25 protein-coding genes are annotated in these 24859 nt (G+C 65.8%); 10 read left to right on the forward strand and 15 right to left on the reverse strand.

Features of this window, described 5'->3' with window-relative positions; all coding sequences use genetic code 11:
- Positions 1-4: 4 nt before the first annotated feature.
- Both AC1DHL_RS19360 and AC1DHL_RS19365 read right to left on the reverse strand, forming a co-directional pair.
- Complete coding sequence (locus AC1DHL_RS19360) at positions 5-2131, reverse strand: PKD domain-containing protein (RefSeq protein WP_478163027.1); 2127 nt, start codon at positions 2129-2131, stop codon at positions 5-7.
- 65 nt (positions 2132-2196) lie between these two features.
- Entirely contained in the window at positions 2197-3285 is a 1089-nt protein-coding gene (locus AC1DHL_RS19365) for an AraC family transcriptional regulator ligand-binding domain-containing protein (RefSeq protein WP_478163028.1), read from the reverse strand.
- Positions 3286-3582: 297 nt separating this feature from the next.
- On the opposite strand from AC1DHL_RS19365, the gene AC1DHL_RS19370 reads away from it, so the two are divergent.
- The 3 genes from AC1DHL_RS19370 to AC1DHL_RS19380 all read left to right on the forward strand — a co-directional run bounded on the left by AC1DHL_RS19370 (position 3583) and on the right by AC1DHL_RS19380 (position 5096).
- Complete coding sequence (locus AC1DHL_RS19370; protein WP_478163029.1) at positions 3583-3963, forward strand: hypothetical protein; 381 nt, start codon at positions 3583-3585, stop codon at positions 3961-3963.
- Between the two features lie 174 nt (positions 3964-4137).
- Positions 4138-4722: a murein L,D-transpeptidase catalytic domain-containing protein gene (locus AC1DHL_RS19375; RefSeq protein WP_478104214.1), complete on the forward strand. Its 585-nt coding sequence runs from the start codon at positions 4138-4140 to the stop codon at positions 4720-4722.
- Positions 4723-4727: 5 nt separating this feature from the next.
- Complete coding sequence (locus AC1DHL_RS19380; RefSeq protein WP_478163030.1) at positions 4728-5096, forward strand: hypothetical protein; 369 nt, start codon at positions 4728-4730, stop codon at positions 5094-5096.
- A 1-nt stretch (position 5097) separates the two neighbouring features.
- On the opposite strand, the gene AC1DHL_RS19385 is transcribed toward AC1DHL_RS19380, so the two are convergent.
- Both AC1DHL_RS19385 and AC1DHL_RS19390 read right to left on the reverse strand, forming a co-directional pair.
- Positions 5098-6375 carry a CynX/NimT family MFS transporter gene (locus tag AC1DHL_RS19385; RefSeq protein WP_478163031.1) on the reverse strand — a complete coding sequence of 426 codons (1278 nt, stop codon included), beginning with the start codon at positions 6373-6375 and terminating at the stop codon, positions 5098-5100.
- Between the two features lie 119 nt (positions 6376-6494).
- Positions 6495-7133 carry a hypothetical protein gene (locus AC1DHL_RS19390; protein WP_478163032.1) on the reverse strand — a complete coding sequence of 213 codons (639 nt, stop codon included), beginning with the start codon at positions 7131-7133 and terminating at the stop codon, positions 6495-6497.
- 175 nt (positions 7134-7308) lie between these two features.
- Here AC1DHL_RS19390 and AC1DHL_RS19395 point away from each other — a divergent pair, with 175 nt between their 5' ends.
- Positions 7309-7590, forward strand: coding sequence for a hypothetical protein (locus tag AC1DHL_RS19395; RefSeq protein WP_478163033.1), 282 nt, complete (start codon positions 7309-7311; stop codon positions 7588-7590).
- Between the two features lie 15 nt (positions 7591-7605).
- Here the strand turns inward: AC1DHL_RS19395 and AC1DHL_RS19400 are convergent, their stop codons facing one another.
- Complete coding sequence (locus AC1DHL_RS19400; protein ID WP_478163034.1) at positions 7606-9156, reverse strand: MFS transporter; 1551 nt, start codon at positions 9154-9156, stop codon at positions 7606-7608.
- Complete coding sequence (locus tag AC1DHL_RS19405) at positions 9153-9659, reverse strand: MerR family transcriptional regulator (RefSeq protein ID WP_478104206.1); 507 nt, start codon at positions 9657-9659, stop codon at positions 9153-9155. Before AC1DHL_RS19405 ends, AC1DHL_RS19400 begins: the two co-directional genes overlap by 4 nt.
- Positions 9660-9790: 131 nt before the next feature.
- On the opposite strand from AC1DHL_RS19405, the gene AC1DHL_RS19410 reads away from it, so the two are divergent.
- Both AC1DHL_RS19410 and AC1DHL_RS19415 read left to right on the forward strand, forming a co-directional pair.
- On the forward strand, positions 9791-10192 hold the full coding sequence (locus tag AC1DHL_RS19410) for a phage holin family protein (RefSeq protein ID WP_478104205.1): 402 nt from the start codon (positions 9791-9793) through the stop codon (positions 10190-10192).
- On the forward strand, positions 10193-11065 hold the full coding sequence (locus tag AC1DHL_RS19415; protein ID WP_478163035.1) for an amidohydrolase family protein: 873 nt from the start codon (positions 10193-10195) through the stop codon (positions 11063-11065).
- 16 nt (positions 11066-11081) lie between these two features.
- Here AC1DHL_RS19415 and AC1DHL_RS19420 read toward each other — a convergent pair whose 3' ends face one another.
- Positions 11082-12065: a tripartite tricarboxylate transporter substrate binding protein gene (locus AC1DHL_RS19420; RefSeq protein ID WP_478163036.1), complete on the reverse strand. Its 984-nt coding sequence runs from the start codon at positions 12063-12065 to the stop codon at positions 11082-11084.
- On the reverse strand, positions 12062-14083 hold the full coding sequence (locus tag AC1DHL_RS19425) for an acetoacetate--CoA ligase (RefSeq protein WP_478163037.1): 2022 nt from the start codon (positions 14081-14083) through the stop codon (positions 12062-12064). The genes AC1DHL_RS19420 and AC1DHL_RS19425 overlap by 4 nt, the downstream gene beginning before the upstream one ends.
- A 176-nt stretch (positions 14084-14259) precedes the next feature.
- On the opposite strand from AC1DHL_RS19425, the gene AC1DHL_RS19430 reads away from it, so the two are divergent.
- From AC1DHL_RS19430 to AC1DHL_RS19440, 3 genes are all read left to right on the forward strand, one after another.
- On the forward strand, positions 14260-14919 hold the full coding sequence (locus tag AC1DHL_RS19430; RefSeq protein WP_478103215.1) for a peroxiredoxin: 660 nt from the start codon (positions 14260-14262) through the stop codon (positions 14917-14919).
- 19 nt (positions 14920-14938) lie between these two features.
- Entirely contained in the window at positions 14939-15979 is a 1041-nt protein-coding gene (locus AC1DHL_RS19435; protein WP_478163038.1) for an MBL fold metallo-hydrolase, read from the forward strand.
- Between the two features lie 76 nt (positions 15980-16055).
- A complete protein-coding gene (locus AC1DHL_RS19440) occupies positions 16056-16178 on the forward strand; it encodes a hypothetical protein (RefSeq protein WP_478103218.1) in 123 nt (40 codons plus the stop codon).
- An 18-nt stretch (positions 16179-16196) separates the two neighbouring features.
- Here AC1DHL_RS19440 and AC1DHL_RS19445 read toward each other — a convergent pair whose 3' ends face one another.
- Entirely contained in the window at positions 16197-17138 is a 942-nt protein-coding gene (locus AC1DHL_RS19445; RefSeq protein ID WP_478103370.1) for a hypothetical protein, read from the reverse strand.
- Between the two features lie 232 nt (positions 17139-17370).
- On the opposite strand from AC1DHL_RS19445, the gene AC1DHL_RS19450 reads away from it, so the two are divergent.
- Positions 17371-18189, forward strand: a complete 819-nt coding sequence (locus AC1DHL_RS19450) for a class I SAM-dependent methyltransferase (protein ID WP_478163039.1) — start codon at positions 17371-17373, stop codon at positions 18187-18189.
- A 43-nt stretch (positions 18190-18232) separates the two neighbouring features.
- Here the strand turns inward: AC1DHL_RS19450 and AC1DHL_RS19455 are convergent, their stop codons facing one another.
- The 6 genes from AC1DHL_RS19455 to AC1DHL_RS19480 form a co-directional block, all read right to left on the reverse strand.
- Positions 18233-18685, reverse strand: coding sequence for a hypothetical protein (locus AC1DHL_RS19455; RefSeq protein ID WP_478103221.1), 453 nt, complete (start codon positions 18683-18685; stop codon positions 18233-18235).
- A 151-nt stretch (positions 18686-18836) separates the two neighbouring features.
- Positions 18837-19271, reverse strand: coding sequence for a MaoC family dehydratase (locus AC1DHL_RS19460; protein WP_478163040.1), 435 nt, complete (start codon positions 19269-19271; stop codon positions 18837-18839).
- A gap of 2 nt (positions 19272-19273) precedes the next feature.
- Positions 19274-20548 (reverse strand): benzoyl-CoA 2,3-epoxidase subunit BoxA, encoded by a 1275-nt coding sequence (gene boxA, locus AC1DHL_RS19465; RefSeq protein WP_478163041.1) that lies wholly within the window; start codon positions 20546-20548, stop codon positions 19274-19276.
- Between the two features lie 34 nt (positions 20549-20582).
- Complete coding sequence (gene boxB / locus AC1DHL_RS19470; protein WP_478103224.1) at positions 20583-22010, reverse strand: benzoyl-CoA 2,3-epoxidase subunit BoxB; 1428 nt, start codon at positions 22008-22010, stop codon at positions 20583-20585.
- Positions 22011-22053: 43 nt separating this feature from the next.
- On the reverse strand, positions 22054-23724 hold the full coding sequence (gene boxC, locus AC1DHL_RS19475; RefSeq protein WP_478163042.1) for a 2,3-epoxybenzoyl-CoA dihydrolase: 1671 nt from the start codon (positions 23722-23724) through the stop codon (positions 22054-22056).
- A 136-nt stretch (positions 23725-23860) separates the two neighbouring features.
- Positions 23861-24793, reverse strand: a complete 933-nt coding sequence (locus AC1DHL_RS19480) for a helix-turn-helix transcriptional regulator (protein WP_478163043.1) — start codon at positions 24791-24793, stop codon at positions 23861-23863.
- Between the last annotated feature and the right edge of the window lie 66 nt (positions 24794-24859).

Here is a 24859-nt window from a genome sequence, read left to right on the forward strand (position 1 = left end):
CTCGTCACGGCACTGAAGTCTGGGAAGACGCCGAATTGCCCGCGCCGTCCCACGCAGTGACCTGGACGATGCCGTTGCGGGGCAGCCGGTTGCACACCACAGTCAGGCCCTGAGGCGTTTGTCCATCCGGGCACGTCCAGCGGGCCGCCAGCAATTGGCCCTGGCCGCCGTCCGGCCTGAGGCTCAACTCTGTCTTGCTGGTATCGACGTCCGAAACGACCGCGTTGATCGCAACGGAAAACACCGGAAGGATCGTGAGTGTCTGGCTCCAGGAGCGGGAATTCCCCGTGGTGTTGTCGGTGACCTTGGCCGTCACCTTGTAGGAGCCGGGTGTCGTGAAGGCATGAGACAGACGATCCTGGCTGTTCGACGTGACGGAACCGGAGTTGTCGCCGAAGTCCCAGGCGATGGGGCTCAACGCATGGTTGGTCTGCTTGTAGTTGCTCTGGGGTTGCGCCGTGGAGCCGTAGAAGCTGATGCTCGTCGGGGTCGATGCGATTTGGGTCGAATAGAACTGGATGCCGGGCAGGTTGGCCACCGAGCTGTCGTAGGCAGCATGGACAACGTCCTTCGTCGACTTGACCTTGAAGCCGAGTGCGGCCGCGTTGGCATAGGCACCATCTGCGGTGAGCTGAGCCAGATCGGGACCGACGTTGTATTTCGCGAAATCGCTCGAACCGAACTGAAGGGTGGTGTAGTCGCTTGGCGACCAGTTGTATCCCAGGAAGTCGCCCGCCAGTCCGACCACGTTGACCGACTGCGCATCGAGCACTTCGCTCCGAACGGTGTCATTGACTTCCGCAAAGGCCTCGCCAGGGTTGCTGATGTAGAGCAGCGGACCAATCCTCAGTGCCGTCGTGTAGGTGCCAAGTGAAGTCGGCCCGCTACCGGCGACCGAGCAATTGCCGACGCACCAGGGCGCCGACAGTGCGCGGGGGACGGAACAGTTGCCGCCCAGAGCGGCATTGCAGCTAGGTCCGCCCAGACCAGCTGCCGGCGCGTTGTACTTCATCAGGCTGAGCAGGCCCTGATTCTCCGCGGAGCTACCCACCGTGACATTGGGAATCAGCGTTTCGGCGCTTCCGAGGGTGTCGCTCTTCAGGGGAGCCGCCTGCGCCATGGCCAGGCGCAGGGCATTGAGAACGTACTGTCCCTGGTAACTCACTTCCGCATAGTCGGCGTTCGTACCCGGCGACTCCTGCCGGCCCAGGGTTCCAGATCCGACGACGCTGGTCCCCCCGATGGTGATGTCCATCTGCTTGCGGACATAGCCGGGCACATCGGCCGAGAAGCCTTGCGTGACCGCGCCATTGAATGCACGGAATTCGTCCGGGTGGTTGGGGATGCTGACGTACAGCGCGTTGGTGGCGCCTGTGCCGGGATCACGCGCCCACAGAACAGGCATCCTCGCGTCGACGGCGAAGCCGTCGACATGGTCCGTGCCCTGGCCGTTCTGCCAGATGACGGAGCCGATGTCGCCGTTCGCAGTCCAGAGTTCCGATGTCTTGAGGTTGGACGCGGCGGTGTCTACCGCCTGCACCACGGCATCATGGACCTTCTTGAGATAGGTCTTGTTCGCGGGACTCATGACTCCCCAGATACCGACCAAAGTCGGTGTAGCGTGCGAGTGCGTCGTCGAGACCATCACCGCCGAGCGGTCGACCTTGAAACCGTGATCGGACAGCTTTTTCGCAGCATCCACGCGCGAGCCGAACTGGCCATTGCCCACGTCGGCGTCCTGGTACTCGGCGAACCAGCCGGTGCTGTCGACAACCGCGAAGGCAACCGCCTTGTCACCCTTGGCGACCACGAAGGCGCGCACCTCGAGCGGGTCGTTGCTGATCTGAATCGCGGGCTTATTGGAATCCGAGTATCCGCCCACGTACACGGGGGCGTCGGGCGCAATGCTGACCGTGGCCGCACCGACCTGGAACAAGGCATTGGGTGACGGTTCGGGCGTAGTAGGCGTGGTGGGCAGCGTGACCGGCACGGTGGGCGAAGCGGGCGCATCCGCCGGGTGCGATGCGGCGGGGGACGTGGGCAACGCGTTGCCCACCGGACTACCGCTGCCACCTCCACAACCGGCGAACAACGCCATCACCACACAACCTATCCAGGTTGTTTTTCTCATCTTGTGTCTCCAGGTAGTTACTCGTTCAACGCGGACTTGTCTTCGACGGACCGCGTTCGAGAACTCTAGGGGTGACGCGACTGACGCTCCAAGACATCTGGTGCCAGCGTTTTTGCCTTTGGCGACATGGCCTGGGTTGGCTCGACAGGCACGGCCAACCCGGCGTCGACCCAGCGTTGCAAGTCGCGGGGACCGATACCGAACCAGCGCTGCACCGCTCGACTGAGGACCGCGCCATCCGCATAGCCGAGGTCTTCGGCGATCTCGCCCAAGGTGAGCGAACGTTCGATCTGGTTCGATCGCCGGTCGGCCAGCCGGCGCAGCAATCTCTGCTTGCGGCTGGCATCGACCAACGCGCTGAAACTGGTGTGCTCCTCGGTCAGCCGGCGGGCAATCGTGCGGCGCGAAAGCCCGAGTTGCTCGGCAATCTGGTCCAGCTTGTAGTTCGTTGGCGGCCCGGTTCGGAAGAGTTGCTCGATGTGCGAGCTGATCGAGGCCGACCAGCCTTGCTGGCGCTCTGCCTCTTCGCACGCTTGCCAGGCGAGGAGGCGATCCGGCCCCGAGGCGGTGGGGAGCGCCATGGTGGCCAGCGAATTGGGAAACGACAGATAAGGCCAGCCCGCGCTCTTCGCGACCGAGATGCCCTGTTCGGCCCAGACGCGCGTGGTGCGGGCCATCGAGCCTGGCAGATGCAACTTCATGGCCCGGGATGCGCCGCCACACAGGTCCCGTATCGACTTGCAGAGCATGGCCAGCAGGAATTCCAGGGTAAAGCGCTCGACGTCGCCCAACGACACCAGGGGGCGCACGTGCAGCTCGATGTGCTGGCCGCGCTGCCGGAGCCGAAGATTCAAGACGGCGAGGCGAAGCGGCGCGAAGCGCACCAGCCCGTCGAGCGCCTGGCGCAGGTCGGACGAACTCACCATCAGGTAAGCCAGGGCGCCATGCGAAATCAGCGGCACCCGCCGTCCCAGTCGCATGGCGAGCCCTTGGCTCGGCGCCATCCGATCGAGACCCAGCATGACGCTGCGCCAGACGGCCAATGACACCGGGGCGTCATTCCGGACCAGCTGGGTCACGTTCAGCCCCGACGGTGTCGGAGAGGCGCCAAGGTCAATGCCCTCCGCCGCAGCCGCCGCGACGAGCAGCCGCAAATAGACGGGATGCACCTGGGGCAGGTTGAGATCCAGCGGGCCGGCCGGAGCTGCTATCGATGGAGGGGATGGGCGTTCGGCCGGTTCGAAGGACACAAGAAGGTAGCTGCGCGTCTGCCGGGGCCTCGAACAAGAGGCGACGCCCGGAAGGTTTGTCTCAACCTTCAAGAATGCCTGAGACGGGCCGCGCGGACCCCCTCCTTGTAGGAGGGCTCCGACAGACGAGGCTCTCGAAATCGGGCATTTGCCGCTCACCTGGATGCGGCGTATCGTGGCGGCATCTTGAAGGAGGGCCCCATGCCTTCACGAAGGAGCACTACAGACACGGAGACAAGCGGCATACCGCCGATGCCCATGGGCGCATTGAGCTATCCCGAAGCAGAGACCCCGCTATCGGATGCCGAGATGTGCGAACGCGCGGTGCTGGCCATCTGGCACTGCCTGGATGAGCATGATCTCGTGGACGAGCATGTTCGGGCCGACCTGGCGGCCGTCCTCGAGCCGCTGATCGCTCTTGGTTTCGGGGGCCGTCCGCAGCGATTGATCAACATCCTGAGGTTGCCGGACCCGATCGATCCTTCCCAGCTCTATTGGCTCACTCGCCGCCTCCTGACGCTCGTGCCCGAACTGCAAGCCGCAGCGACTGCGCTTTCCAGTCCGCCCGCGCGTCTTGCTTGAAGACTTGCGGGCGGCCCGGCGCGCCGGGCGTCGGGTGCTGGCGCGCACGGGCCTGTCGTGCAATCATTGCCCTCCCGTGCGACCCGTCGGGCTCACGTCCGGCGGGTTGTGGACGTCGATCTGCAAGTGAGGTGTCGTATGAAAAGACGATGGCTGCTTCAGACAATGCTCTGCATGCCACTCGGGCTGGGCGCCGGAGGCGTGAGGCTGGCCCTCGCACAGACCGAACGTTCGCCGCTGGTCGAGTCCGCCATTGCCTACGTGCTGGCGCAAGACTCCGAGCATTCCTACGCCGCCGTGCTGGACTATTCGACGCGATCCAACCTGCCGCGCTTTCACGTGATCGAGCGGGCGACGGGTGCCGTCGTTCACAGCTTCGTCGTGGCGCACGGCATCGGGTCGGAGCCCGACGGGTTCGACGGAGTACCCAGCGTTTTCCTGGACGAGGTCGACAGCAACGCGAGCAGCCTCGGCCTGTTCAAGACCGATGAGGTCTACATGAGCCCAACGGAGGGGAACGGCCTCTCCATGCGTTTGCGCGGTCTCTCACCGACGAACAGGAATGCATACAAGCGACTGATCGTGATCCACGCGCAGTCGTACGTCGAGCCCGAGATGATCGCGGCGCTCGGCGTCGCAGGCAGGAGCGACGGATGCATGGTCTTTTCGTCCGCCGACCGTGACACGGTCATCGAGCTTCTGCGCGGCGGCGCACTCATCTATGCGGTGGCCGCGTCCCCGGGCACATCGGCGGATTAGTCCGGATGACACTGAACTATCTGGACTTCGACTACAGCGAAGACACCGAAGGCGTCGGCGTGTTCGAGGCAATGGCCACCATCGGCCCGCAGCAGGTCGAAGCGGTCCATGCAGAGATCGAGCAAGTGCTTGCCTGGGCGCACGACGCTTTTCGCGGCCGCCGTGGCGCGGTAGGCGATGGCGGGGAGTGGGACTACGACCTGCAGGGCATGCAGGAGGTGACGGTGCCGGAGACGCTCGAATTCGACGAGGACGCGCGCAAGCTGCGCGTGCGTAGCGGTCCAGCGGGTACGCCACGGCACACGTTCACGATGGCCATCAGCGGCACGCCGGACTTTTGCGCGGCCTTCCGGGAGCGGTTCGAGCTGGATTGACTCAGGCGCCGCGATGGCCCCGCAGCACGACCATCCGCCGCCCTGCGCCCCAGCCGCTCCAGGCCATGCCCGCCGCGAGGACGACCATCAGCATCGCGGACGATTGAAAGCCACCCGTCCAGCCGCGCAGCAGCCCTGCGATGAGCGGCCCCGCGCTGGCAAGCACGTAGCCCCAACCCTGCGCCATGGCCGAGAGCCGCGCCGTCACGTTTGCATCGGGCGAACGCATCACGATCAGGCTCAGCGCCAGCGCGAAGGCGCCACCCTGCCCGCAGCCCAGCAGCACGGCCCAGAACCAGACCCCGCTCAGCGGTGCGAAGAGGAAAGCCAGCATCGACGCGAGGATGATCACCGTGATGCCAAGCGTCAGGCCGCGCTGGTCGCGGCAGCGCGCAGCAATCGAGGGCGTCACGAGGCAGGTCGCCAGTTGGACGAGGATGGACACGCCGAGCACGTAGCCGGCCGTCGCGCTGTCGAGTCCGCGCTCGCGCAGCATGGGCGCCAGCCATCCCATGACGATGTAGGCCAGTGACGACTGGAGCCCCATGAAGCAGGTGACCTGCCAAGCCAGCGGGTCGCGCCGCAGGCTGCCGACATGCACGCTCGCATGCGCCGGGCGCGGACGCGCCGCCAGGGCCTGCGGCGCCCAGAGCAGCACGACAAGCCCGGCCGGCAGCGCCCAGAATGCCAGCGCCGAAGTCCAGGCTCCCCCGAAAAGCTGCTCCAGCGGAACAGTGAACGCGGCGGCGCTCGATGCGCCAGCACACACCGCCAGCGTGTAGAAGCCCGTCATCATCGCGGCGTGGCTGCCGAAGTCGCGCTTGACCAGACCCGGCAGCAGCACGTTGCCCACCGCGATGCCCGCGCCCCCGATCGCCGACGCGAAGAACAGCATCGGCAGACTTCCGGTGCCCCGCAACAGCGATCCGACGCAGATGAAGAGCAGTGCACCGAGCAATGTGCGCTCCGGACCGAAGCGCCGGACCAACGCCGGCGTCGGCGCCGCGAAAACCCCCAGGCACAGCAGCGGCAGCGTGGTGAGCATGCTGGCGCCGGCCGGCGTCAGTCCGGTGTCCTTCATGACTTCGGGCAGCAGCACCGAGAGGCTGCCGAACAGCGGGCGCAGATTGAACGCGATCAGGATCAGGCTCAGGGCGAGCAATACCTGCCGCGCACGTGTCTGTGGCTGGGCCTGGAAAGACTGGGAAACGGGAGGCGTGGCGTCGACACCGAGAAGGTCGTCCGCGCGGGAGCCGGACGCTCGGGCTGGTTGAGACATTTGCTTTGGATTTGGGGAATGCGAGGCGAAAGGACTGTAGCCGGATCACCCGAGCGGCACCGTCCGTCGAGAAGTAGTCCGCGTCCGCGTGCGGGACAAGCCCTTGCCGCTCACCCCATTCAGGCCGTTTCGAGTTCGCGGAAGCAGGCCATCATCGCCGTGAGCGCGGGCGCCTTGATCGAGCCGCGACGCCAATCCGGCGCTTCATGGTCCATGTGGGCGCAGAGGTCGTCCCAGGCTTCGGCAAGCGCGGCCCATTCGGCCACGCCGGGCTCGCCCACGCGCGTCGCCAGCACCGGCAACGCCTGCCGCAGCGCCGGCACCTGTTCGATCAGCAGTCGGCAACGCCGGAAGGCGTTCGCGTCGCGCGGCAGATCGCGCGGCGTGCCCCGGTAGTCACGCGGGCGCACGCCGGTCAGCAGCACGAACAGCGCGAGACTGGCCGGTCCGTGCTCGCCCGCGGCGAGCCAGCGCAGCGAATGAGGGTCGAGACGCAACGCATCTCGACCGAGCTGCGCCCGCACGCGCTCGATGGCGGCGGGGGATGCCTGCCGGCGAAGGCGCGCCAGCGCATCGGGCAGCCCGATGACGGCGGTCGCGTCCAGCATGCGTGCCACCCCGGCGTCCAACACCTCGCTGTCGTTCGCTTGCCTGAGCAGCCGAAGAAATTCCGCCAGCGGCATGTGGCCGTACACGATCCTGCACCCCTCGCGCATCAGGATTCGATAGCTCGCATGCTCACTGGACGGTAGGGTCACTCCGCTCTATCGGCAGGAAGTCGGCCGGAGAACAGGGTGGCGCCTGGATTTTTTGGGTCCCGGCGGAGCGGGCTCACGGTTTTCGGTGATGGCGCAGTGCGGCCGATGTTTGTATCGTTTCGGGTTCCGCGCCCGGCGGGTCCCCCACAAGAAGCCATCTGGAGTTGGAAGTCCCATGCAGCCTGAAGTCGAGATCACCCAACGCGGCGAAAGGCAATTCGACGCGCAAGTAGGGATCGGCGACGGAAGCCCTCACTACGTGCGCGAGGGCCTGGCCTCCATTGCCCACTGCCTCCACGAGGCGGCCATCGTGCTGGGCACCGAGTTTCACTTCGCGACCGTCATCTACGAGCGCAAGCGCATCGGCAGCTACCCGGTCGCGGTCATGGCGCACCGCGCGGCGGACGTCGCCGAGGAACTCCTGCTGAAACTGTCGAACCGCCGCGTCGCCGCCTGAGGCGATCGCGCGGCCTCAGTCGATCTCGCGCTGCCAGGCCGCGTACACGCCGGCTACGAGCGCGATCACCGCAATCACATGGAAGCCGTCGAGCGAGGCCATGAAGGTCGCCTGCTGGTCGAGCATGCGCGACAGGCTCGCGACCGCCATCGCGTGCGCTTCGCCCATCGCGTGTCCGCTCGCCTGGAAGCCGCGCGTCAGCATGTCGAGCGACTGCATGAAAGCGGGGTTGGACGCGCTCGAAGATTCGGCCAGACGCGTGCCGTGCAGCGCGACGCGATGCTGCTGCAGCGCAATGACGCTCGCCGTCGCGAACGAGATGGCCAGTTGCCGCACCAGGTTCTTCAGGCGATAGCTGTGCGCGAAGTCGTCGGCCTCGAATGACCGGAAGGTGATGCCCGCCACCGGCAGGACCACGAACAGCATCATGAGTCCGCGCAGCAGCAGCGGCGCCGCCAGTTGCAGGCGGCCGACCTCGGGCGACATCTGCGCAAACCACAGGGCCGCCGTCGCCGCGATGCCGAAGCCCGGCACGATGAGCCACTTCTTGCGCGTCACTCGCGACGCGTACTTCAGGTAGACGAAGACCAGCAGCCCGCTCACCAGCGACATCGCACCCGTGAAATAGCCCGTGTCGCCGACGGTGAAGCCGAGCCCGCCTTCCATCAGCCGCGGCAGCAGGTAGCTGAAGCCGGTCGACATGTAGTAGTAGACGACGTAGAGCGCCAGCCCCACCTGGAAGGTCCGTTGCCTCAGCGCCTGCAAACGAACGAGCGGCGCCGGATGCTGCCACTGCTGGTATGCGAACCAGCCGAGCCCCGCCACGCCGGCAATGGCCAGGCCGATCAAGGTGGGCGAGCCGGAGAAGAGTTCGTAGTGCGTGCGCGTGAGCACGACCTGCAATGCCGCCTGCGCGAGCGCGAAGACCACGTAGGCCACGTGGTGCGGCTCGGTGCGCTCGTGCGGTGCGACGTCGCCGATGTCAGGCACCGTCCACAGTGCCAGGACGCCGGTGAGCACTGCGACCGGTGCCGTGCAGAAGAAGAGCGAACGCCACTCGAAGTGCGTGACGAGGAAGGCGCCGATGATCGGCGCGAGCGCGCCGCTGAACACGATGAGCACCATGAAGGCCCGCAGCGACTTGGCGCGCCGCTGCGCGGGGATGCCGATCTGGATCAGGATGCGGCACGCGCCCAGCATGGGCCCGACGAAGTAGCCCTGGAAGCCGCGCGCCAGCATCAGCTGGATCGAGTTCTCGCTCAGCGCTGCGCAAACCCCGCCGGCGGCGAAGGCGAACATCGCGATCGCCAGGTAGCGGCGATAGCCCACGCGCTCGACCCAGCTGTGTTGCTGCAGGATGCCGAGCACCGCGCCCAGCGCGTAGGCACTCGATGCCCAGATCAGTTCGTCGGCCGACGCGCTGATACCGCCCGCGATGTAGCTCGCGAAGAAGGCAAACAGTGCGTTGTCGAAGTAGTCGATCCCGGTCACGAGCCCGATGACCCAGGGGGCGAGCGCGGCGATGTCCATGTCGCGCCGGGGCGATGCGGACACGGGCGTGCTCATGGGCCAGGCTTTCGCCGGCCATTGCGGGCCGGCGCGGAGGGGTCGCGCTTGAGTTCTTCCAGCGCCGCCTCGATCGGCTCGCCGGTCAGCCTTCGTTCCACGTAGTCGATGTCGCGGCGCAATTGCGCCTGCAGGGTGGCGGCTTCCTTGAGTTCGCGCCGCACCTGCGCGACGCGGGCGTCGAGCGCTTCAAGTTGCGTGACCAGCGTCGCCTTCAGGGTCTTGAGGGACCCATTGGACAGCCGGGGACGACCGCCCTCTGCCGGCGCCTCGAAGGGCTGCTGGATCATGGCCGTGATCGCCGTGAGCGAGAAACCCAGCGATCGCAGGCGCAGCACGCGCGCGAGCTTGTCGAGATCGGAGGCCTCGTAGAGGCGGTAGCGGCTCTCGCTGCGGATCGGAACCACGATGCCGAGCTCTTCGTAGTACTTGAGCGTGCGAGCCGTCACCCCGAGACGGGCCGCGGCGTCGCGGACGGTGATGGTTCCTTTGGGATCGGCCATGTCGGCGATTCTACCTCAACGTGTACGTACACGTACATGTTTTGAATTTGATCGCGGTAGGCAGTCGGCGCCCGCGCCCGCGTCCGCCGATATGATGATCCGGTCCATCATCGACCTGAGAGTCTTCCGACATGCTGAATTCCTTGACCCCTTTCCTGATCACCTGGGCGATCACCGCGCTTTCGCTGTGGGTGGCCAGCCACCTCTTCAAGGGGATCCAATTCGAAAGCGCCTCGTCGCTGGTGATCTCGGCGCTCCTGCTCGGCTTCGCGAACGCCATCGTCCGGCCGCTGCTCATCATCCTGACCCTGCCGTTGACGCTGATCACCTTCGGCCTCTTCATCCTCGTCATCAATGCGCTGATGATCCTGCTGGTGTCGGCACTGGTGCGTGGATTCAAGGTGTCCGGGTTCTGGACGGCCTTGTTCGCGAGCATCTTCATCTCGCTGCTGAGCATCTGCATCGGCGCGATGATCAGCGGCGGCACCCCGGAGACGACCATCCAGATGCCGTCGGACGGCAAGTGGCTGTAGATGGACAAAGACTGGCTCCGTTTTCACCCCAACCCGTCGAAGCCGCGTTTTGCGCCGCCGCCCGGCGCGGTCGATGCGCACTGCCACGTCTTCGGGCCAGGCGCGCAGTTCCCCTACGCGCCGGAGCGCAAGTACACGCCCTGCGACGCCTCGAAGGACCAGCTCTTCGCGCTGCGCGATCTGCTGGGCTTCGAGCGCAACGTGATCGTGCAGGCCACCTGCCATGGGAACGACAACCGCGCGCTGGTCGACGCCATCGCGCATTCGAACGGCCGCGCGCGCGGCGTGGCTTCGGTCGCGGCGGAGGTGAGCGACGCTGAAATCCGCCTTCTGCATGAGGCCGGCGTGCGCGGCGTGCGCTTCAACTTCCTCAAGCGCCTCGCGGACTTCACGCCGCCGGAGGTGCTGATGCGCACCGCCGAGCGCATCGCGCCGCTGGGTTGGCATGTGGTCGTGTACTTCGAGGCACAGAACCTGCCCGAGCTGTGGGACTTCTTCACCCGCCTGCCGACGATCGTGGTGGTCGACCACATGGGCCGTCCCGATGTCACCCAACCGGTCGACGGGCCGCAGTTCGAACGTTTCGTCCGATTGCTGCGAGAGCATCCGAACATCTGGTCGAAGGTGAGTTGTCCGGAGCGCATCTCGCAGTCCGGTCCGCCGACCTATGACGACGTGGTTCCGTTCGCGCGGCGGCTGGTCGAGACCTTTCCCGACCGCGTGCTTTGGGGCACCGATTGGCCGCATCCCAACCTCAAGACGCACATGCCCGATGACGGAACGCTGGTCGACATGATTCCCCGCATCGCGCCGACGGCGGAGCTTCAGCGCAAGCTGCTGGTGGACAACCCGATGCGGCTCTACTGGGGCTGAACCCGCCACGGTGCCGCTACTGCTGCGGAATGCCCGCTTGGCGGATCACCTCGGACCAACGCTGAATCTCGTCCCTGAGCAAATCCGCCTGTTGCCGCGGCGTGCTGCCCTGCGCTTCGACGCCGATCTGGCGCAGGCGCTCCTTGACCTCCGGCGTGGCCAGTGCCGCATTGACTTCCTTGTTGAGCCTTGCAATGACGGCCGGTGGCGTCTTGGCTGGCACCGCGAATGCGTTCCACGAGGCGACATTGAAATTGGGCACGCCGCTCTCCGCGACGGTCGGCGTATCGGGCAGCGCGAACGAGCGCTTCGCGCCCATGACCGCGATCGGACGCAGCGACTTCCCGCTGATCTGACCGAGGATGGGCGCGAGGATCTCTACACCTGCGTCGATCTGCCCTCCGCGTAGCGCCGTGATCATGGCCGGTGAACCATTGAAGGGAACCACCAGCGCATCGATGCCGGTGCTGCGCTTGAGCAGTTCGGCCGCCAGGTGCTGCGTGCTGCCGACGTTGATCGTGCCGATGTTGACGGTGCCCGGGTGCGCCTTCGCATAGGCCAGCAGTTCCTGCATCGTCTTGAACTTCGAGTCCGCGGATGTCACCAGGGCGACGTCGAAGTAGCCGAGCGTCGAGACCGGCGCGAAATCCCTGACGGTGTCGAAGGGCAGTTGCTTGAACAGCCCTACGCTGACGGCATTGGCGTTGGACATCAGCAGCACGGTGAGGCCGTCCGCCGGCGCCTTGGCCACGGTGTCGGAAGCGACCACGCCCCCTGCTCCGGGCTTGTTGTCCACGATGATGCTTTGCCCCATGGACTCCGACATCTTCTGCGCGACGGTGCGCGCGGTCAGGTCGGCGACGCCGCCTGCGCCGAAGGGCACCACGAGGCGGATCGGTTTTGTGCTCGATGGTTGCGCGTTCGCACCTGCACAGAGGGCCAATGCAGCCTGGAGGAGCGCTGAACGCCGGGCGATGTTGAGAGCCGTGCGCTTTTTCATGCCGCGGCATTGCGCGCCTGCGCATGGCGCGCAGCGAATGCCACATACCAGTCGAGGCTGCCGGGATTGGCCATCGCCTCCCGGTTCACGACGCGCTCGACAGGCTGGCCCAGCAGCAATTTCTTGATCGGCAGCTCCTGCTTCTTGCCGGACAGCGTGCGCGGAATCTCCGCGACCTGAAAGATGTCGTTGGGCACGAAGCGCGGCGACAGCGACGTCTTGATGGCGTCGTTGATCTTCGCGCGCATCGCGTCGTCGAGCGCGACGCCTTCGCGCAGCACGACGAACAGCGGCATGTAGCTTTCCCGGCCGAGGTATTCGAGGTCGACCACCATCGAGTCGAGCACCTCGGGCAGGCCTTCGACCGCGGTGTAGATCTCGCTGGTGCCCATGCGCAGGCCCTGGCGATTGATGGTGGCGTCGCTGCGGCCGTAGATGATGCAGCCGCCGTCTTCGCCGATCCTGATCCAGTCGCCGTGGCGCCAGACGCCGGGGTAGGTGTCGAAGTAGCTCGACAGGTAGCGCGAGTTGCCTTCGTCGCCCCAGAAGTACAGCGGCATCGATGGAATCGGCTGGATGCACACCAGTTCGCCGACTTCGCCGATCACCGGTTGGCCCGATCCGTTCCACGCTTCGACTGCAGCACCGAGGAAGCGGCATTGCATCTGGCCCGGTACTTCCGGCAGTTCGCGGTTGCCGCCAACGAAAGCGCCGCAGAAATCGGTGCCGCCCGAAATGTTGTACCACCACACGGCCGGCGAACCTGCCGCAAGCACTTGCGCCGTGCCCCAGCGTTGCACCTCTTCGGGCAGCGGCGAGCCGGTGCTGCCGAGCGCGCGCACGCGCGAGAGATCGCCGCATTGCTTCGCGACCAAGCCGGCCTTCATGCAGTTGGTGAAGTACGCCGCGCCTGCCCCGAAGAAGGTCACCTTGTGCCGCGCGACGAAGCGCCACAGCACGCCCCAGTCGATCTTCTCCCGGCTGCCCGCCGGATTGCCGTCGTAGATGCAGATGGTCGCGCCGAAAGCGAGCCCGGAGAGTTGCGAGTTCCACATCACCCAGCCGGTCGAGCTGTACCAGTGGTAGCGCTCGCCGTGGTTGTTGGCGCCGTAGCTCGGCCCCAGGTCGTGGTGCAGGCCGCAGGCGTACATGTTGACGATGATTCCGCCCTGGCCGTGCACGATGGGCTTCGGCAGGCCGGTGGTGCCGCTCGAATAGACGATCCACACCGGATGGTCGAAGGGCAGCCATTCGGGCTCGAAGGCGGCGGTCGCGGCATCGTCGCGTGCCGTCGCGCGGGTCCATTCGGCTTCGGCCGGAATCTGCGTCGCCGCGAAAGGCGTGCGCACCAGCACCAGCTTGCGCACGCTCGGCAGCGCGGCGCGCAATTCCTGCACCACGGCACTGCGGTCCAGCGGCTTGCCGCCGTAGTGGATGCCGTCGACGGCGATCAACACCTTCGGCTCGATCTGCCGGAACCGGTCGACCACCGCGACCATGCCCATGTCCGGCGCGCAGACGCTCCACACGGCGCCGATGCTCGAGCACGCGAGAAATGCGACGAGCGTCTCGGGCACGTTGGGCATATAGGCCGCCACGCGGTCGCCGCACTCGACGCCGAGTTCGCGCAGCGCCAACGCGAAGGCGGCGACCTGCCGGCGCAATTCCGGCCAGGACATCTCTCGCACTTGGCCGAGTTCGTTGTCGCTGATGATCGCCGGCATGCCGGCGGCGTGCGCCGCGTCGACGTGGCGAAACACTTCGCGCGTGTAGTTCACCTGTGCACCAGGGAACCAGCGTGTGCCGGGCATGTGCGTATCGGTGACCACGCTGCTCGCGGGCGTCGGCGAGTGCATGCCGAAGAAGTCCCAGATGCTCTGCCAGAACGCCGGAAGGTCGGTGACCGACCAGCGCCACAGCGCGTCGTAGGACTCGAATGAAAGTCCGCGCTGGTCGCGCAGCCAGTCCTGGTAGAGGCGGATCTGGGGAATGAAGGGTGCGGGTGTCGTCGGGTTCACCCGTCGAGCCTATCGCGCCCTGCCCCGGTCCTTCAATGCGGGTAAGCACAGAGGCTCGCGTCGACCCTGCCGGGGAACGGGGCGCAGGGGGCGCAGGGTTGGATGCCTTGTCTGTGTCACCGGTTCGTGGTGTACTTTTGGGTGATCCAGAACCACCGATTTTTGAAGGAGCGGACATGTCACTGCGCATCAACGACGTCACACCCGATTTCACGGCGAACACCACCCAGGGCCCGATCAAGTTCCACGACTGGATCGGCGACAAGTGGGCGGTCCTGTTCTCGCACCCGAAGGACTTCACGCCCGTGTGCACCACCGAACTTGGCTATATGGCGAAGATCGAGCCCGAATTCACCAAGCGCAACGCCAAGCTGATCGGCCTGAGCATCGATCCGGTCGATGCGCACGATCGCTGGGCCAAGGACATCGAGGAGACCCAGGGCTACCTGCCCAAGTACCCGATGATCGGCGACACCGACCTCGCCGTGGCCAAGCTCTACAACATGCTGCCCGCCGAGGAGCCCGGCACCTCCGAAGGCCGCACCGCGGCCACCAACGCGACGGTGCGCTCGGTCTTCATCATCGGCCCCGACAAGCGCATCAAGCTGATGCTGACCTACCCGATGACCACCGGCCGCAACTTCGACGAGATCCTGCGAGTGCTCGACTCGATGCAGCTCACCGCCGCACACAAGGTCGCGACGCCGGTCAACTGGAAGAACGGCGAGGATGTGATCATCTCCGGGTCCGTTTCCGACGAAGACGCCAAGAAGCTCTTCCCGGAAGGCTGGAAGGCACCGAAGCCCTACCTGCGCGTGGTCAAGCAGCCGGGCTGATCCGCGCGGCGGTCCCCGCATGATCTTCGAGCAAGTCCCCACCGGCGGCTGCCAGTCCTACCTGATCGGCTGCGGCGACACCTGCGTGGGGGCGCTCATCGATCCGGAGCTGAGCCAGATCGACCACTACCTCGCGCTGGCCAGCCGCGACGGCGTGCGGATCCGCTATCTGATCGATACGCACACGCACGCCGACCACTTTTCCGCCACCAAGGAACTGGCGCGGCGGTTGGGCGTGCCCGTCGTGATGCACCGCGCCAGCCCTGCGCCCTTCGTGGACATGCGCATCGGCGACGGCGAGATGGTCGTCATCGGGAAGCTGCGGCTGCAGGCGCTCCACACGCCGGGCCACACGGCCGACTCGATGTGCCTGAAGCTCGACGACCGGGTCTTCACCGGCGACACACTGCTGATCGGCGGCACCGGGCGTACCGATCTGCCGAGCGGCAACCCCGAGGCGCTGCATGACAGCCTCTTCAACCGCCTGCTGCACCTCGACCCCGCGCTCAAGGTCTACCCGGCGCACGACTACAAGGGCCGCAGCCACTCCACCATCGGCGACGAGATCGCCAACAACCCGCGGCTGCAGAAGCGCGATCGTGCCGAGTTCGTGGAGATGATGCGCAGCCTCAACCTCACGATGCCCACGCACATCACCGAAGCGCTGCGCACGAACATGAGCGGCGGCAAGACGGTGGCGAGCCTGTTGGCCGAGGCCAGCGCGGCCGTGCCCTTCATGTCGCTGGGCGAGCTCAAGTCACGCGTCGAGGCGGTCGAGGACGACCTGATCGTGCTCGACGTGCGCGAGCGCGATGCCTACGAGGGCGGCCACGTCCCCGGCGCGCGACTGCTGCCGCGCGGCCAACTCGAACTGCGCGTGAACCAGGATCTGCCGGACCCCACGCGCCGCATCATCACGTGCTGCGAGTTGGGCTACATCTCGACGCTCGCGGCAGCCACGCTTCGCGCGATGGGATTCCAGCGCGCCGTCGCGCTCGACGGTGGCATGAAAGCCTGGCGCGAAGCCGGCTATCCGCTGAAGCCCGGCAAGGAACCCTGAGCGGGACGCTTGTAAGCCGGGCGCTGACATCCACGCGCGGGCCGCGGGGCCACAATCCAAGCTTGAAGGAGACGACATGAAACACCGAATCCTCACGCTTGTTTTCGTCTGCGCCGCAATCACTGTGCTCGCCGGGTGCGAGCCGAAGCCGCAGCCACCCAAGGCGGCTGCGGCAGCAGGCGTGGCGGCTTACCTGTAGTCTGCGGCGCCGAAGCGGCTAGAACTGAACGCCGATCCCCGCCTGAATCAGGTCGGCATCGCGGTCGTACCGGGTCGCAAAGCGATTCCAGGTCACGCGCGCCAGCCACTTCCGGCTGATCCTGTAGCTGGCCGACACGGAGACGAGCCCTGAAACACGGCCGTCGCCGGTGGAATCGATGGGCGACCGGTTCTTTTGGGTGATGGCGACATACGGGCCCACGCCAGCGGACAAGGTGAAGCGGTCGTCGAAGAAGGCGTTGGCGACCCAGAGCTGGACTGCGACGCCGTCGCGGCGGGACTGGACCTCGCCGTCTTCATGCAGCAAGGACGCGCTCACGTCGAAGTACCGGCCGAGCCCGTGCCGATATTCCAGGGATGCGGCGGGCGAGGACTCCGACCGGTCGCTGTTCAGGATCGACGCGCCGACCATCAGGGTCAATTCGTCGCCGGTGACATTCGACGTTCTTGGGATGGGGCGCTCGCGCGGACCCGGCCCGTCCGGGGCCTCCAGTTGATAGCCAATACCGAACAGCAGCGCGGTCGTGTCCGGACCGCCGTTGGTTTTCACGCGGTTGAGCTTCATCTCCCCGATCCAGCGGTTGTCGAAATAGTAGGCAAGTCGCAGGCTCAGGACCGCGCCCCATCCATGGGCGTTGTCATAGCTCGGGAGGTACTGGCTGGTGACCGTGTCGAAATAGCGGTAGGGGCCTGCACCGGCCGACAGTTCGAGGCGGTTCTCCGCCAGCGGCAGGCGCGCCCATAGCTGCAGCGCCTGACCGTCTCGATGGTGAGACGGAATGTGGCCTTCGTTGAGCCACGAAAAGCTCCAGGCGGCATAGCGCCCGAGGCCCTCGCGGTAGCTCCCTTCCCAGGAATACGAATGCTCGCCCGCGCTGACGAGAGGACCGGCAAGCAGGGACACTTCCTGGGCGCCGGCGATCGAAGTGGCGGCAAGGATGCCTGCAGCGACGAATGGTCGAAGGGACGCCGCGCGAAACGATCGCGCGCCGAATCTCGATGCCCGGTTGTCGGAAGGTTTGTTCTTCTTCAAGGCACAAAAGCATACCGACCTTGTGCAAAGTTTCAGTAAGCCAAATGTCTGATGCAGGGCCCTGCTCGTTCATTGACACCGCTTTCCGTCCAGCGCACCATTTTTGGCTTCCACGCACGCCCTTTGCAGGAGGAAACAGATGTCTGAATCGTTCCGCGATTTCGAACATGCCGGCTGGGCGGACCCCACCGTGTGCGCCAGCTACGACGACCTGATGTCGAGCCTCACGACCCAGTCCATCGGCGCCCTGCTCGACGGCGCACACGTGAAACAAGACAGCCTCGTGCTGGATGTCGCATCGGGTGCGGGCTACGTGGCCGGTGCGGCGCTGGCGCGGCACGCGACGGTGACGGGCATCGACTTCTCTGCCGAACAGGTGCGCATGGCCATGCAGCGCCATCCCGCCGCGACCTTTGTCGAAGGCGATGCCGGCAACCTGCCTTTCGCGACCGACGCGTTCGACGCGGTCGTCGCCAACTACGGCGTCCTCCACTTTCCGGATCCCGAGCGCTTCTTTGCAGAGGCCTTTCGCGTGTTGAAGCAGGGCGGCCGCCTGGCATTCACCGTGTGGGACGTACCAGGCGAGACCCAGCTCTTCGGCGCGGTGCTCGGCGCGATCGGCACGCACGGTTCGCTCGACGTGGGCTTGCCAGCCGGCCCCAACATGTTTTTCTTTGCCGATGCCTCGGCCTGCGAGAAGGCGTTGGCACCGGCGGGATTCAAGGATTGCGTGGTGACCCGCGTGCCGCAGACGTGGCGCCCTTCGACGGGCGAGCAGATCCTGCGCACGATCAAGGCCGGCACGGTGCGCACGCGTGGCACGCTCCGGCGGCAAAGCGCTGAATCGCTGGACGCGATCGACGAGGCCATCCTGACGGCGCTGGAGCCTTTCAGGAAGGCGGGCGGCTATGAGGTCCCGATGCCGGCGGTGCTGGTGGTTGCAGTCAAGCCCGGCTGATCGCCCTTGATCTACGCAACGCTGTCGCGGCGAACGTCAGACGTCAGTAACGGGTGGTCGACATCACCGTCGCGCGACACCTGGGGCGTTCTTGCGGCGCCAGCAAAGCGCAGTTGTCCAGCGCGCGCCGCTGCATGTCGCTCAACCTTCGCTCGGCGGGTGCGGGTGCATATCCGTGACCATATCCGTAGCCGGGCGCAGGCCTGTAGACCGGCGGCGGCGGGGCGTAGTACCCCGGCGCCGGATAGTAGACGGGTGGCGGCCGCTGGTAGTAGACCGGTGGCGCGGGTTGATAGTAGACCGGCGGCGGAGCCACGTAGGCCGGCTCCGCCGGGACCACATAGGCGGGCGCCGGCTGAGGCTGATAGTAAGTCGGCCCGCCCACATCGACGCCGATCGACACGTCGGCACTGGCAGTAGCGGCAACCGAAAGGGCAGCGACCGCCACGGTGGCCGACAAGGCCCATTTGACGAACGCGATGCCATGGAATCTCAAGGGGAATTCTCCGAACAAGGGGCGATGGCCCTGTGGTGATGCATGAAACGCTCTACCGGCAACGCCGGTGGACACGCTGACATTCTGTGACGTATCCGAAGAATGCGGCGCGGAGCATTCTCGCGCACTTCGCGGCCTTCACCGCCATCCCCTATGCGAGGCGAAACAGGCTTGTCGCTTCCAGGTCAAGCACCGGCAGTTCGCGCTGATTGAACAAGCGCCAGCGCCAGCGCAGGATGCCGAGCGTTGGCCGCTTTTCGGAAACGCGCACCTCGACCACATCCGCGATCAGCCGCAGGCTGTCGCCGGGCCGCACCGGGTTTGGCCACTTGAGATATTGAAGACCGGGCGATGCGAAGGACTCGGACCCCACGAGCGCGGCATCGGTCACAAGCCGCATCGCAATCGCGCTGGTGTGCCAGCCGCTCGCGATGAGTCCGCCGAACGGCCCCTCGGCCGACCGCTTCGCATCGGTGTGAAACCACTGCGGGTCATAGGCCCGCGCGAACTGGACGATCTCTGCCTCGGTCACGAGATAGGGCCCGGCCTCGATGACCTGCCCTTCGTGGAACTCGGCGAACTTCATCGTCAGTACGTTTCGAGGTGCAGTCGACCCTCGCGCTTGAGGCTCGCGCCCACGGTGTCCCAATCCAGGCCCGCTTCGGTCGCCACGTCGCGCAGTGCGAGCACCACGCCCTCCTCCATGCTTTTCAGGCCGCACACGTAGAAGTGGCTTTGCCCGTCCTTGAGCAGCTCGACGAGATCCGCCGCGCGCTCGCGCATCATGTCCTGCACGTAGCGCTTGGGCTGGCCCTGTGTGCGCGAGAACGCGAAGTTGATGTCGATGAAATCCTTGGGCAGCGTCTGCAGCGGTCCGAAGTACGGCAACTCCTGCTGCGTGCGCGCGCCGAAGAACAGCATCAGCTTGCCGCCTTCGAACTTGCCGCTCTTGCGCAGGCGGCGGCGCCATTCGGTCATGGCGCGCATGGGCGCGCTGCCGGTGCCGGTGCAGATCATCACGATGTGCGACTTCGGGTGGTTCGGCATCAGGAAAGAGTTGCCGAACGGCCCGATGACTTGCACCTTGTCGCCGACCTTGAGGTCGCACACGTAGTTGCTGCACACGCCGCGCACCGGGTTGCCCTGGTGATCCTGCAGCACGCGCTTCACGGTCAGCGAGACGTTGTTGTAGCCGGGCCGCTCGCCGTTGCGCGGGCTTGCGATGGAGTACTGGCGCGCGAAGTGTGGCTTGCCGTTGGCATCGAGACTAGGCGGGATGATCGCGATCGACTGGCCTTCGAGTACCGGGAAGGGCATGGTGCCGAAGTCCAGCACGATGTGGTGCGTCTGGTTCTCGTAGCCGGCTTCGGTGCAGTTGAAATTGCCGACAACGGTCGCGGTGGTCGGGCTCTTTGGCGGGAAGAGGTTGGTGTACGCATGCGCGGCCGACCACGGCGGCACGGTCGCGCCGTACTGCGCGGAGTTGAAGGCCACTTCGCCCGGCGCGGCAGGCGGCTGCGGCGAAGCGGTCGGCACCTGCATCTGCACCTCGCCGGGCGACGCGACGCCTTCGGCTTCCAGCTGTTCGGGCGAGAGTTCGGCGGGCAGTTCGTCCCAGGTCAACTGCTCTTCGATCGAGTAGGCGCGGGCCAGGGGCATGGTGCGCCAGTTGTCGATCGACCCGGTCGGGCACGGCGAGATGCACGCCATGCAGCCATTGCACACATCGGCGCGCACCACGTAGTTGCGATCGTCGTGCGTGATGGCGTTGACCGGGCAAGTCGCCTCGCAGGTGTTGCACCGAATGCAGATCTCAGGGTCGATCAGGTGCTGCTTGATGACGTTGACTTCGGCCATGTCCATGATGTCTCCTTGCTCTCCCCCGACGCGTGCGCTTTCAGCCGAACCTGACGTATTCGAAGTCGACGGGTTGGCGGTTGATGCCCATCACGGGAGGGGCAATCCAACCGGCGAACTTGCCAGGGTCGACCACGCGGCCCATCAACGATGCCACGAAAGCGAAGTCTTCGGGCGTCGGCAGCCATTCGCCCTTCTTGGCGTTCCATTCGGCTTCGTTCACCACGCGGCCTTCGGGTGACATCTTGATGCCGGCAAGCGCGCCGATCTGGCGATTGAAGGCCTTGTGCGGCACGGTGAGACGGGTCGGGATGCCGGCCTTCTCAAGCACCTTGTTCCAGCGGCCGACGCCGGCCACGGAGTCCTTGATGAAGTCGTCGCGCAGCACTTCGTTGAGCGCGTTGAGCATCGGCACGTCTTTCTCGACGAGCTGGCCGTTCACGACTTCGAGCACCTTGTAGGTCTGGCCCTTGAGCACGTGGTCGTCGGTGCGCTTGCCTTCTTCGTAGCGGCCCTTGAGGCCGGAGCTGTAGAAGGTGGCGGCGTTGCTCGACTGGTCGGCGCCGAAGAGGTCGATGGTGACGCTGTAGTGGAAGTTCAGGTAACGCTGGATGGTGCCGAGATCGATGGCACCTGCCGCGCGCACCTTCTGCGGGTCGTCGGTCTTCAGCTCGTTCATGACCTGCGCGGTGCGTTGCAGCACGCGCGACACGCCGCTTTCACCCACGAACATGTGGTGCGCTTCTTCGGTCAGCATGAACTTCGTCGTGCGCGCCAGCGGGTCGAAGGCGCTCTCGGCCAGCGCCGACAGCTGGAACTTGCCGTCGCGGTCGGTGAAGTACGTGAACATGAAGAACGCGAGCCAGTCGGGCGTCTTCTCGTTGAAGGCGCCGAGGATGCGCGGGTTGTCCTGGTCGCCGGACTGGCGCTGCAGCAGCGCCTCGGCTTCTTCGCGGCCGTCACGGCCGAAGTGCTTGTGCAGCAGGTAGACCATGGCCCACAGGTGGCGGCCCTCTTCGACGTTGATCTGGAACAGGTTGCGCAGGTCGTACATGCTGGGCGCGGTGAGGCCCAGGTGGCGCTGCTGTTCGACCGATGCGGGCTCGGTGTCGCCTTGCGTGACGATGATGCGGCGCAGGTTGGCGCGGTGTTCGCCGGGCACGTCCTGCCAGGCCTTCTCGCCCTTGTTGTCGCCGAAATGGATCTCGCGGTTCGCATCGCCCGGGTTCAGGAAGATGCCCCAGCGGTAGTCGCGCATCTTGACGTGGCCGAACTGGGCCCAGCCTTGCGGGTCGACGCTCACGGCCGTGCGCAGGTAGACCTCGTAATTGGTCGAGCCATCCGGGCCGACGTCGTCCCACCAGTTGATGAAGTTCGGCTGCCAGCCTTCGAGCGCGCGCTGCAGCGTACGGTCTTCGCTCAGGTTGACGTTGTTCGGGATCTTCTCGCTGTAGTTGATCGTGCTCATCGTTGTTCCTTGGGGTTGATCGGGCTCTGGGTGCGCTGTGTCATCAGACGCGGTTCAAATCGAAGCCGGCCTTCTCGCCGGTGCCATAGACCTTCAATGCGCCCTTTTCGCCTACGGCGTTGGGACGCTGGAAGATCCAGTTCTGCCAGGCGGTGAGCCGGCCGAAGATGCGGGTGAACATGTTCTCCTGGCTCGCGAAGCGCAGGTTGGCTTCGAGGCCGGTGAGCGCGTCGGGCGACATGGCCACGCGCTCTTCAATGGCGATACGGATTTCGTCGTCCCAGTCGATGTCGTCCGGCGCCATCGTGACGAGGCCGAGCGCCATGGCCGCGTCGGCGTCGAGCGGCTTGCCGGCAGCAGCACGAGCGGCTTCCATCGGCGCGGTCTCCTCGTAGAAGCGGCGCTGCAGTCGGCTCTGGTCGTTGACCAGCGGGAAGAAGCCGAAGTTGAATTCGTTGAGCGTGATCTTCGGAGCCTTCTCGGCATCGTCGGGCAGCGCGAGCATGTAGGCACGGTCGGCGGCGAAGGCGATCTCGGCCAGCGTGCCGGCGAAGCAGGAGCCCGACTCGATCAGCGCGAAAAGGCTGCGCGACGACACGTCGAGACGTGCCAGCGTGCGGCGCAGCGCGCCGATGGTTTCGCGCACCAGCCAATGGTCCTTGTGGGCCAGCATCGTGGCGTCGCTGGCGAGCACGGCCTGGGCGTCGCCCTCGGTCTTCAGCAGCCAGGTGCCGATGTCGAGTTCGTTGGTGCGCATGCAGAGGATGGCGTCGTCGAGCTGGCGGGCCATCGCGAGCGGCCACCAGTTGACGCCGGCGGCTTCGATGCCGGCGATGTCGCTGGGTTGCGCACCCTTCGGTGCCTTGACCGTGAAGGTGGCGGTGCGGCGGGCGCGGTCGATCTCGATGGTGACGTGCTCGTAGCGCAGGCTGTCGGGGCCATCTTCGCGCTCGACGCGGGTGAGGCTCACGCCCTTGCCGTTGGCCGGGCGGTCGCTGGCTTCGGCGAGCTTGGCGGCGCGATCCTGCACCGCGGCGCCGAACTGTGCGGGCTTGGCGATCGCGTCGACGAGACGCCATTCGACAGCACGCTGGCCGCGCACGCCTTCGACGCTGGTGCAGAAGATGTCGGCGAGGTCATGACGCACGTGGCGCTTGTCGGTCACGCGGGTCAGGCCGCCGGTGCCGGGCAGCACGCCGAGCAGCGGCACTTCGGGCAGCGAGACGGACGAAGAGCGGTCGTCGACCAGGATGATCTCGTCGCAGGCCAGTGCCAGCTCGTAGCCGCCGCCGGCGCAGGCGCCGTTCACGGCGGCGATGAACTTGAGGCCGGAGTGCTTCGACGAGTCCTCGATGCCGTTGCGGGTCTCATTGGTGAACTTGCAGAAGTTCACCTTCCAGGCATGGCTCGACACGCCCAGCATGAAGATGTTGGCGCCCGAACAGAAGATCCGGTCCTTGGCGCTGGTGACGATGACCGAACGGACTTCGGGGTGCTCGAAACGTACGCGGTTCAGCGCGTCATGGAGTTCGATGTCCACGCCCAGGTCGTAGCTGTTCAGCTTGAGCTTGTAGCCGGGGCGGATGCCGCCGTCTTCCGCGATGTCGAGCGACAAGCGGGCCACGGAACCCTCGACGCTCAGTTTCCAGTGACGGTACTGCGTGGGGTCGGTGCGGTAGTCCACGCGGGCGGGGTGAGCAGCGGTTTCAGCCATGACGGTCTCCTTGGGGGTTTCGAGGGCATCTAGGAACAATAGTGCATTTGCCTATCGCCATGACATGCATCATGCTGCATGTTCTGATGCGAGTCAACCCTGGAATGAATTTTTTACAGCAAGGCGGATGGTGGACTCAGCCTTCGCGGCTCATGGATTCGCGCACGGTGTCGCGCAGCAAGCTGAAACTCTCTGCCAAGTCGTGCCCGCTCGTGTCCACGCTCAGGTCGGCCTTTGAATAGAAAGCCGCACGGCCGCTCAGGATGCGCCGCAAGTCGTCCATGGCTTCCTTGCTGGCGGCCATCGGGCGGGTGTCGCCTTGTGCGGCGACGCGGCCCATGTGCTCTTCGGGCGCGGCCTGCAGCCAGACGGTGGTGCAGTGGGCCAAAAGCTGGTTGAAGGTGGCCGGATCCGAAACGATGCCGCCGGGCGTGGCAATCACCACTTCGCTGTAGATCTGGACGGCTTCTTCCAGGGCGCGGCGCTCGTAGCGGCGATAGGCATTGGTGCCGTAGAGATCATGGATTTCGCGCACGCTGCAGCCGGCGAACTTCTCGATCTCGCGGCTCAGTTCGATGAACGGGACATCGAGGTCGTCGGCGAGCATCTGCCCCAGCGTGGATTTGCCGGCGCCGCGCAGGCCGACGAGCGCGATCCGGCGGTGCCGGGCCGGATCACCCGCGGCGGTGCCGAGCAGTTCACCCAGCGCGACACGGGCGCGACGCAGGTCCGCCTCGCTGCGGTGTTCGAGAAGCTCGCGGATCAGCAGCCACTCAGGCGACGTGGTGGTCACGTCGCCCACCAGCTCGGCCAGCGAGCACTGAAGGGCGGTCGACACCTGCTGCAGCACCAGGATGGAGGCGTTGCCGATCCCGTATTCCAGGTTGGCCAGGTGACGCTCGGACACATTGGCCGCCTGCGCCACGGCCTTGCGCGTCAGCCCCCGGCGTGCGCGCAGGTTGCGCACCCGTTCGCCCAAGGCGACCAGCAGCGGGTTCTTGGCGTCCTCGCCCTGCGGAGTTGCATCGGGAGGCGCGGTCAGCACCGCGTCGTCAGCTCGCTCGTTCATGACTTTCTTTCACTGTCCTTGATGGCTGCGCTCAGGGTTATCACCCATTCATGCACTATATTGCTT

The sequence above is a fragment of the Variovorax sp. 10L426 genome (assembly GCF_056395305.1).

Coding starts and splice junctions, on each gene's coding strand:
- AC1DHL_RS19435 (WP_478163038.1), top strand. CDS start 14,939: ATGATCTTCGAGCAAGTCCCCACCGGCGGCTGCCAGTCCTACCTGATC.
- AC1DHL_RS19420 (WP_478163036.1), bottom strand. CDS start 12,065: ATGAAAAAGCGCACGGCTCTCAACATCGCCCGGCGTTCAGCGCTCCTC.
- AC1DHL_RS19395 (WP_478163033.1), top strand. CDS start 7,309: ATGCAGCCTGAAGTCGAGATCACCCAACGCGGCGAAAGGCAATTCGAC.
- AC1DHL_RS19385 (WP_478163031.1), bottom strand. CDS start 6,375: ATGTCTCAACCAGCCCGAGCGTCCGGCTCCCGCGCGGACGACCTTCTC.
- AC1DHL_RS19380 (WP_478163030.1), top strand. CDS start 4,728: ATGACACTGAACTATCTGGACTTCGACTACAGCGAAGACACCGAAGGC.
- AC1DHL_RS19405 (WP_478104206.1), bottom strand. CDS start 9,659: ATGGCCGATCCCAAAGGAACCATCACCGTCCGCGACGCCGCGGCCCGT.
- AC1DHL_RS19480 (WP_478163043.1), bottom strand. CDS start 24,793: ATGAACGAGCGAGCTGACGACGCGGTGCTGACCGCGCCTCCCGATGCA.
- AC1DHL_RS19400 (WP_478163034.1), bottom strand. CDS start 9,156: ATGAGCACGCCCGTGTCCGCATCGCCCCGGCGCGACATGGACATCGCC.
- AC1DHL_RS19375 (WP_478104214.1), top strand. CDS start 4,138: ATGCCACTCGGGCTGGGCGCCGGAGGCGTGAGGCTGGCCCTCGCACAG.
- AC1DHL_RS19415 (WP_478163035.1), top strand. CDS start 10,193: ATGGACAAAGACTGGCTCCGTTTTCACCCCAACCCGTCGAAGCCGCGT.
- AC1DHL_RS19460 (WP_478163040.1), bottom strand. CDS start 19,271: ATGAAGTTCGCCGAGTTCCACGAAGGGCAGGTCATCGAGGCCGGGCCC.
- AC1DHL_RS19430 (WP_478103215.1), top strand. CDS start 14,260: ATGTCACTGCGCATCAACGACGTCACACCCGATTTCACGGCGAACACC.
- boxB (WP_478103224.1), bottom strand. CDS start 22,010: ATGAGCACGATCAACTACAGCGAGAAGATCCCGAACAACGTCAACCTG.
- AC1DHL_RS19450 (WP_478163039.1), top strand. CDS start 17,371: ATGTCTGAATCGTTCCGCGATTTCGAACATGCCGGCTGGGCGGACCCC.
- AC1DHL_RS19440 (WP_478103218.1), top strand. CDS start 16,056: ATGAAACACCGAATCCTCACGCTTGTTTTCGTCTGCGCCGCAATCACT.
- AC1DHL_RS19370 (WP_478163029.1), top strand. CDS start 3,583: ATGCCTTCACGAAGGAGCACTACAGACACGGAGACAAGCGGCATACCG.
- boxA (WP_478163041.1), bottom strand. CDS start 20,548: ATGGACATGGCCGAAGTCAACGTCATCAAGCAGCACCTGATCGACCCT.
- boxC (WP_478163042.1), bottom strand. CDS start 23,724: ATGGCTGAAACCGCTGCTCACCCCGCCCGCGTGGACTACCGCACCGAC.
- AC1DHL_RS19410 (WP_478104205.1), top strand. CDS start 9,791: ATGCTGAATTCCTTGACCCCTTTCCTGATCACCTGGGCGATCACCGCG.
- AC1DHL_RS19360 (WP_478163027.1), bottom strand. CDS start 2,131: ATGAGAAAAACAACCTGGATAGGTTGTGTGGTGATGGCGTTGTTCGCC.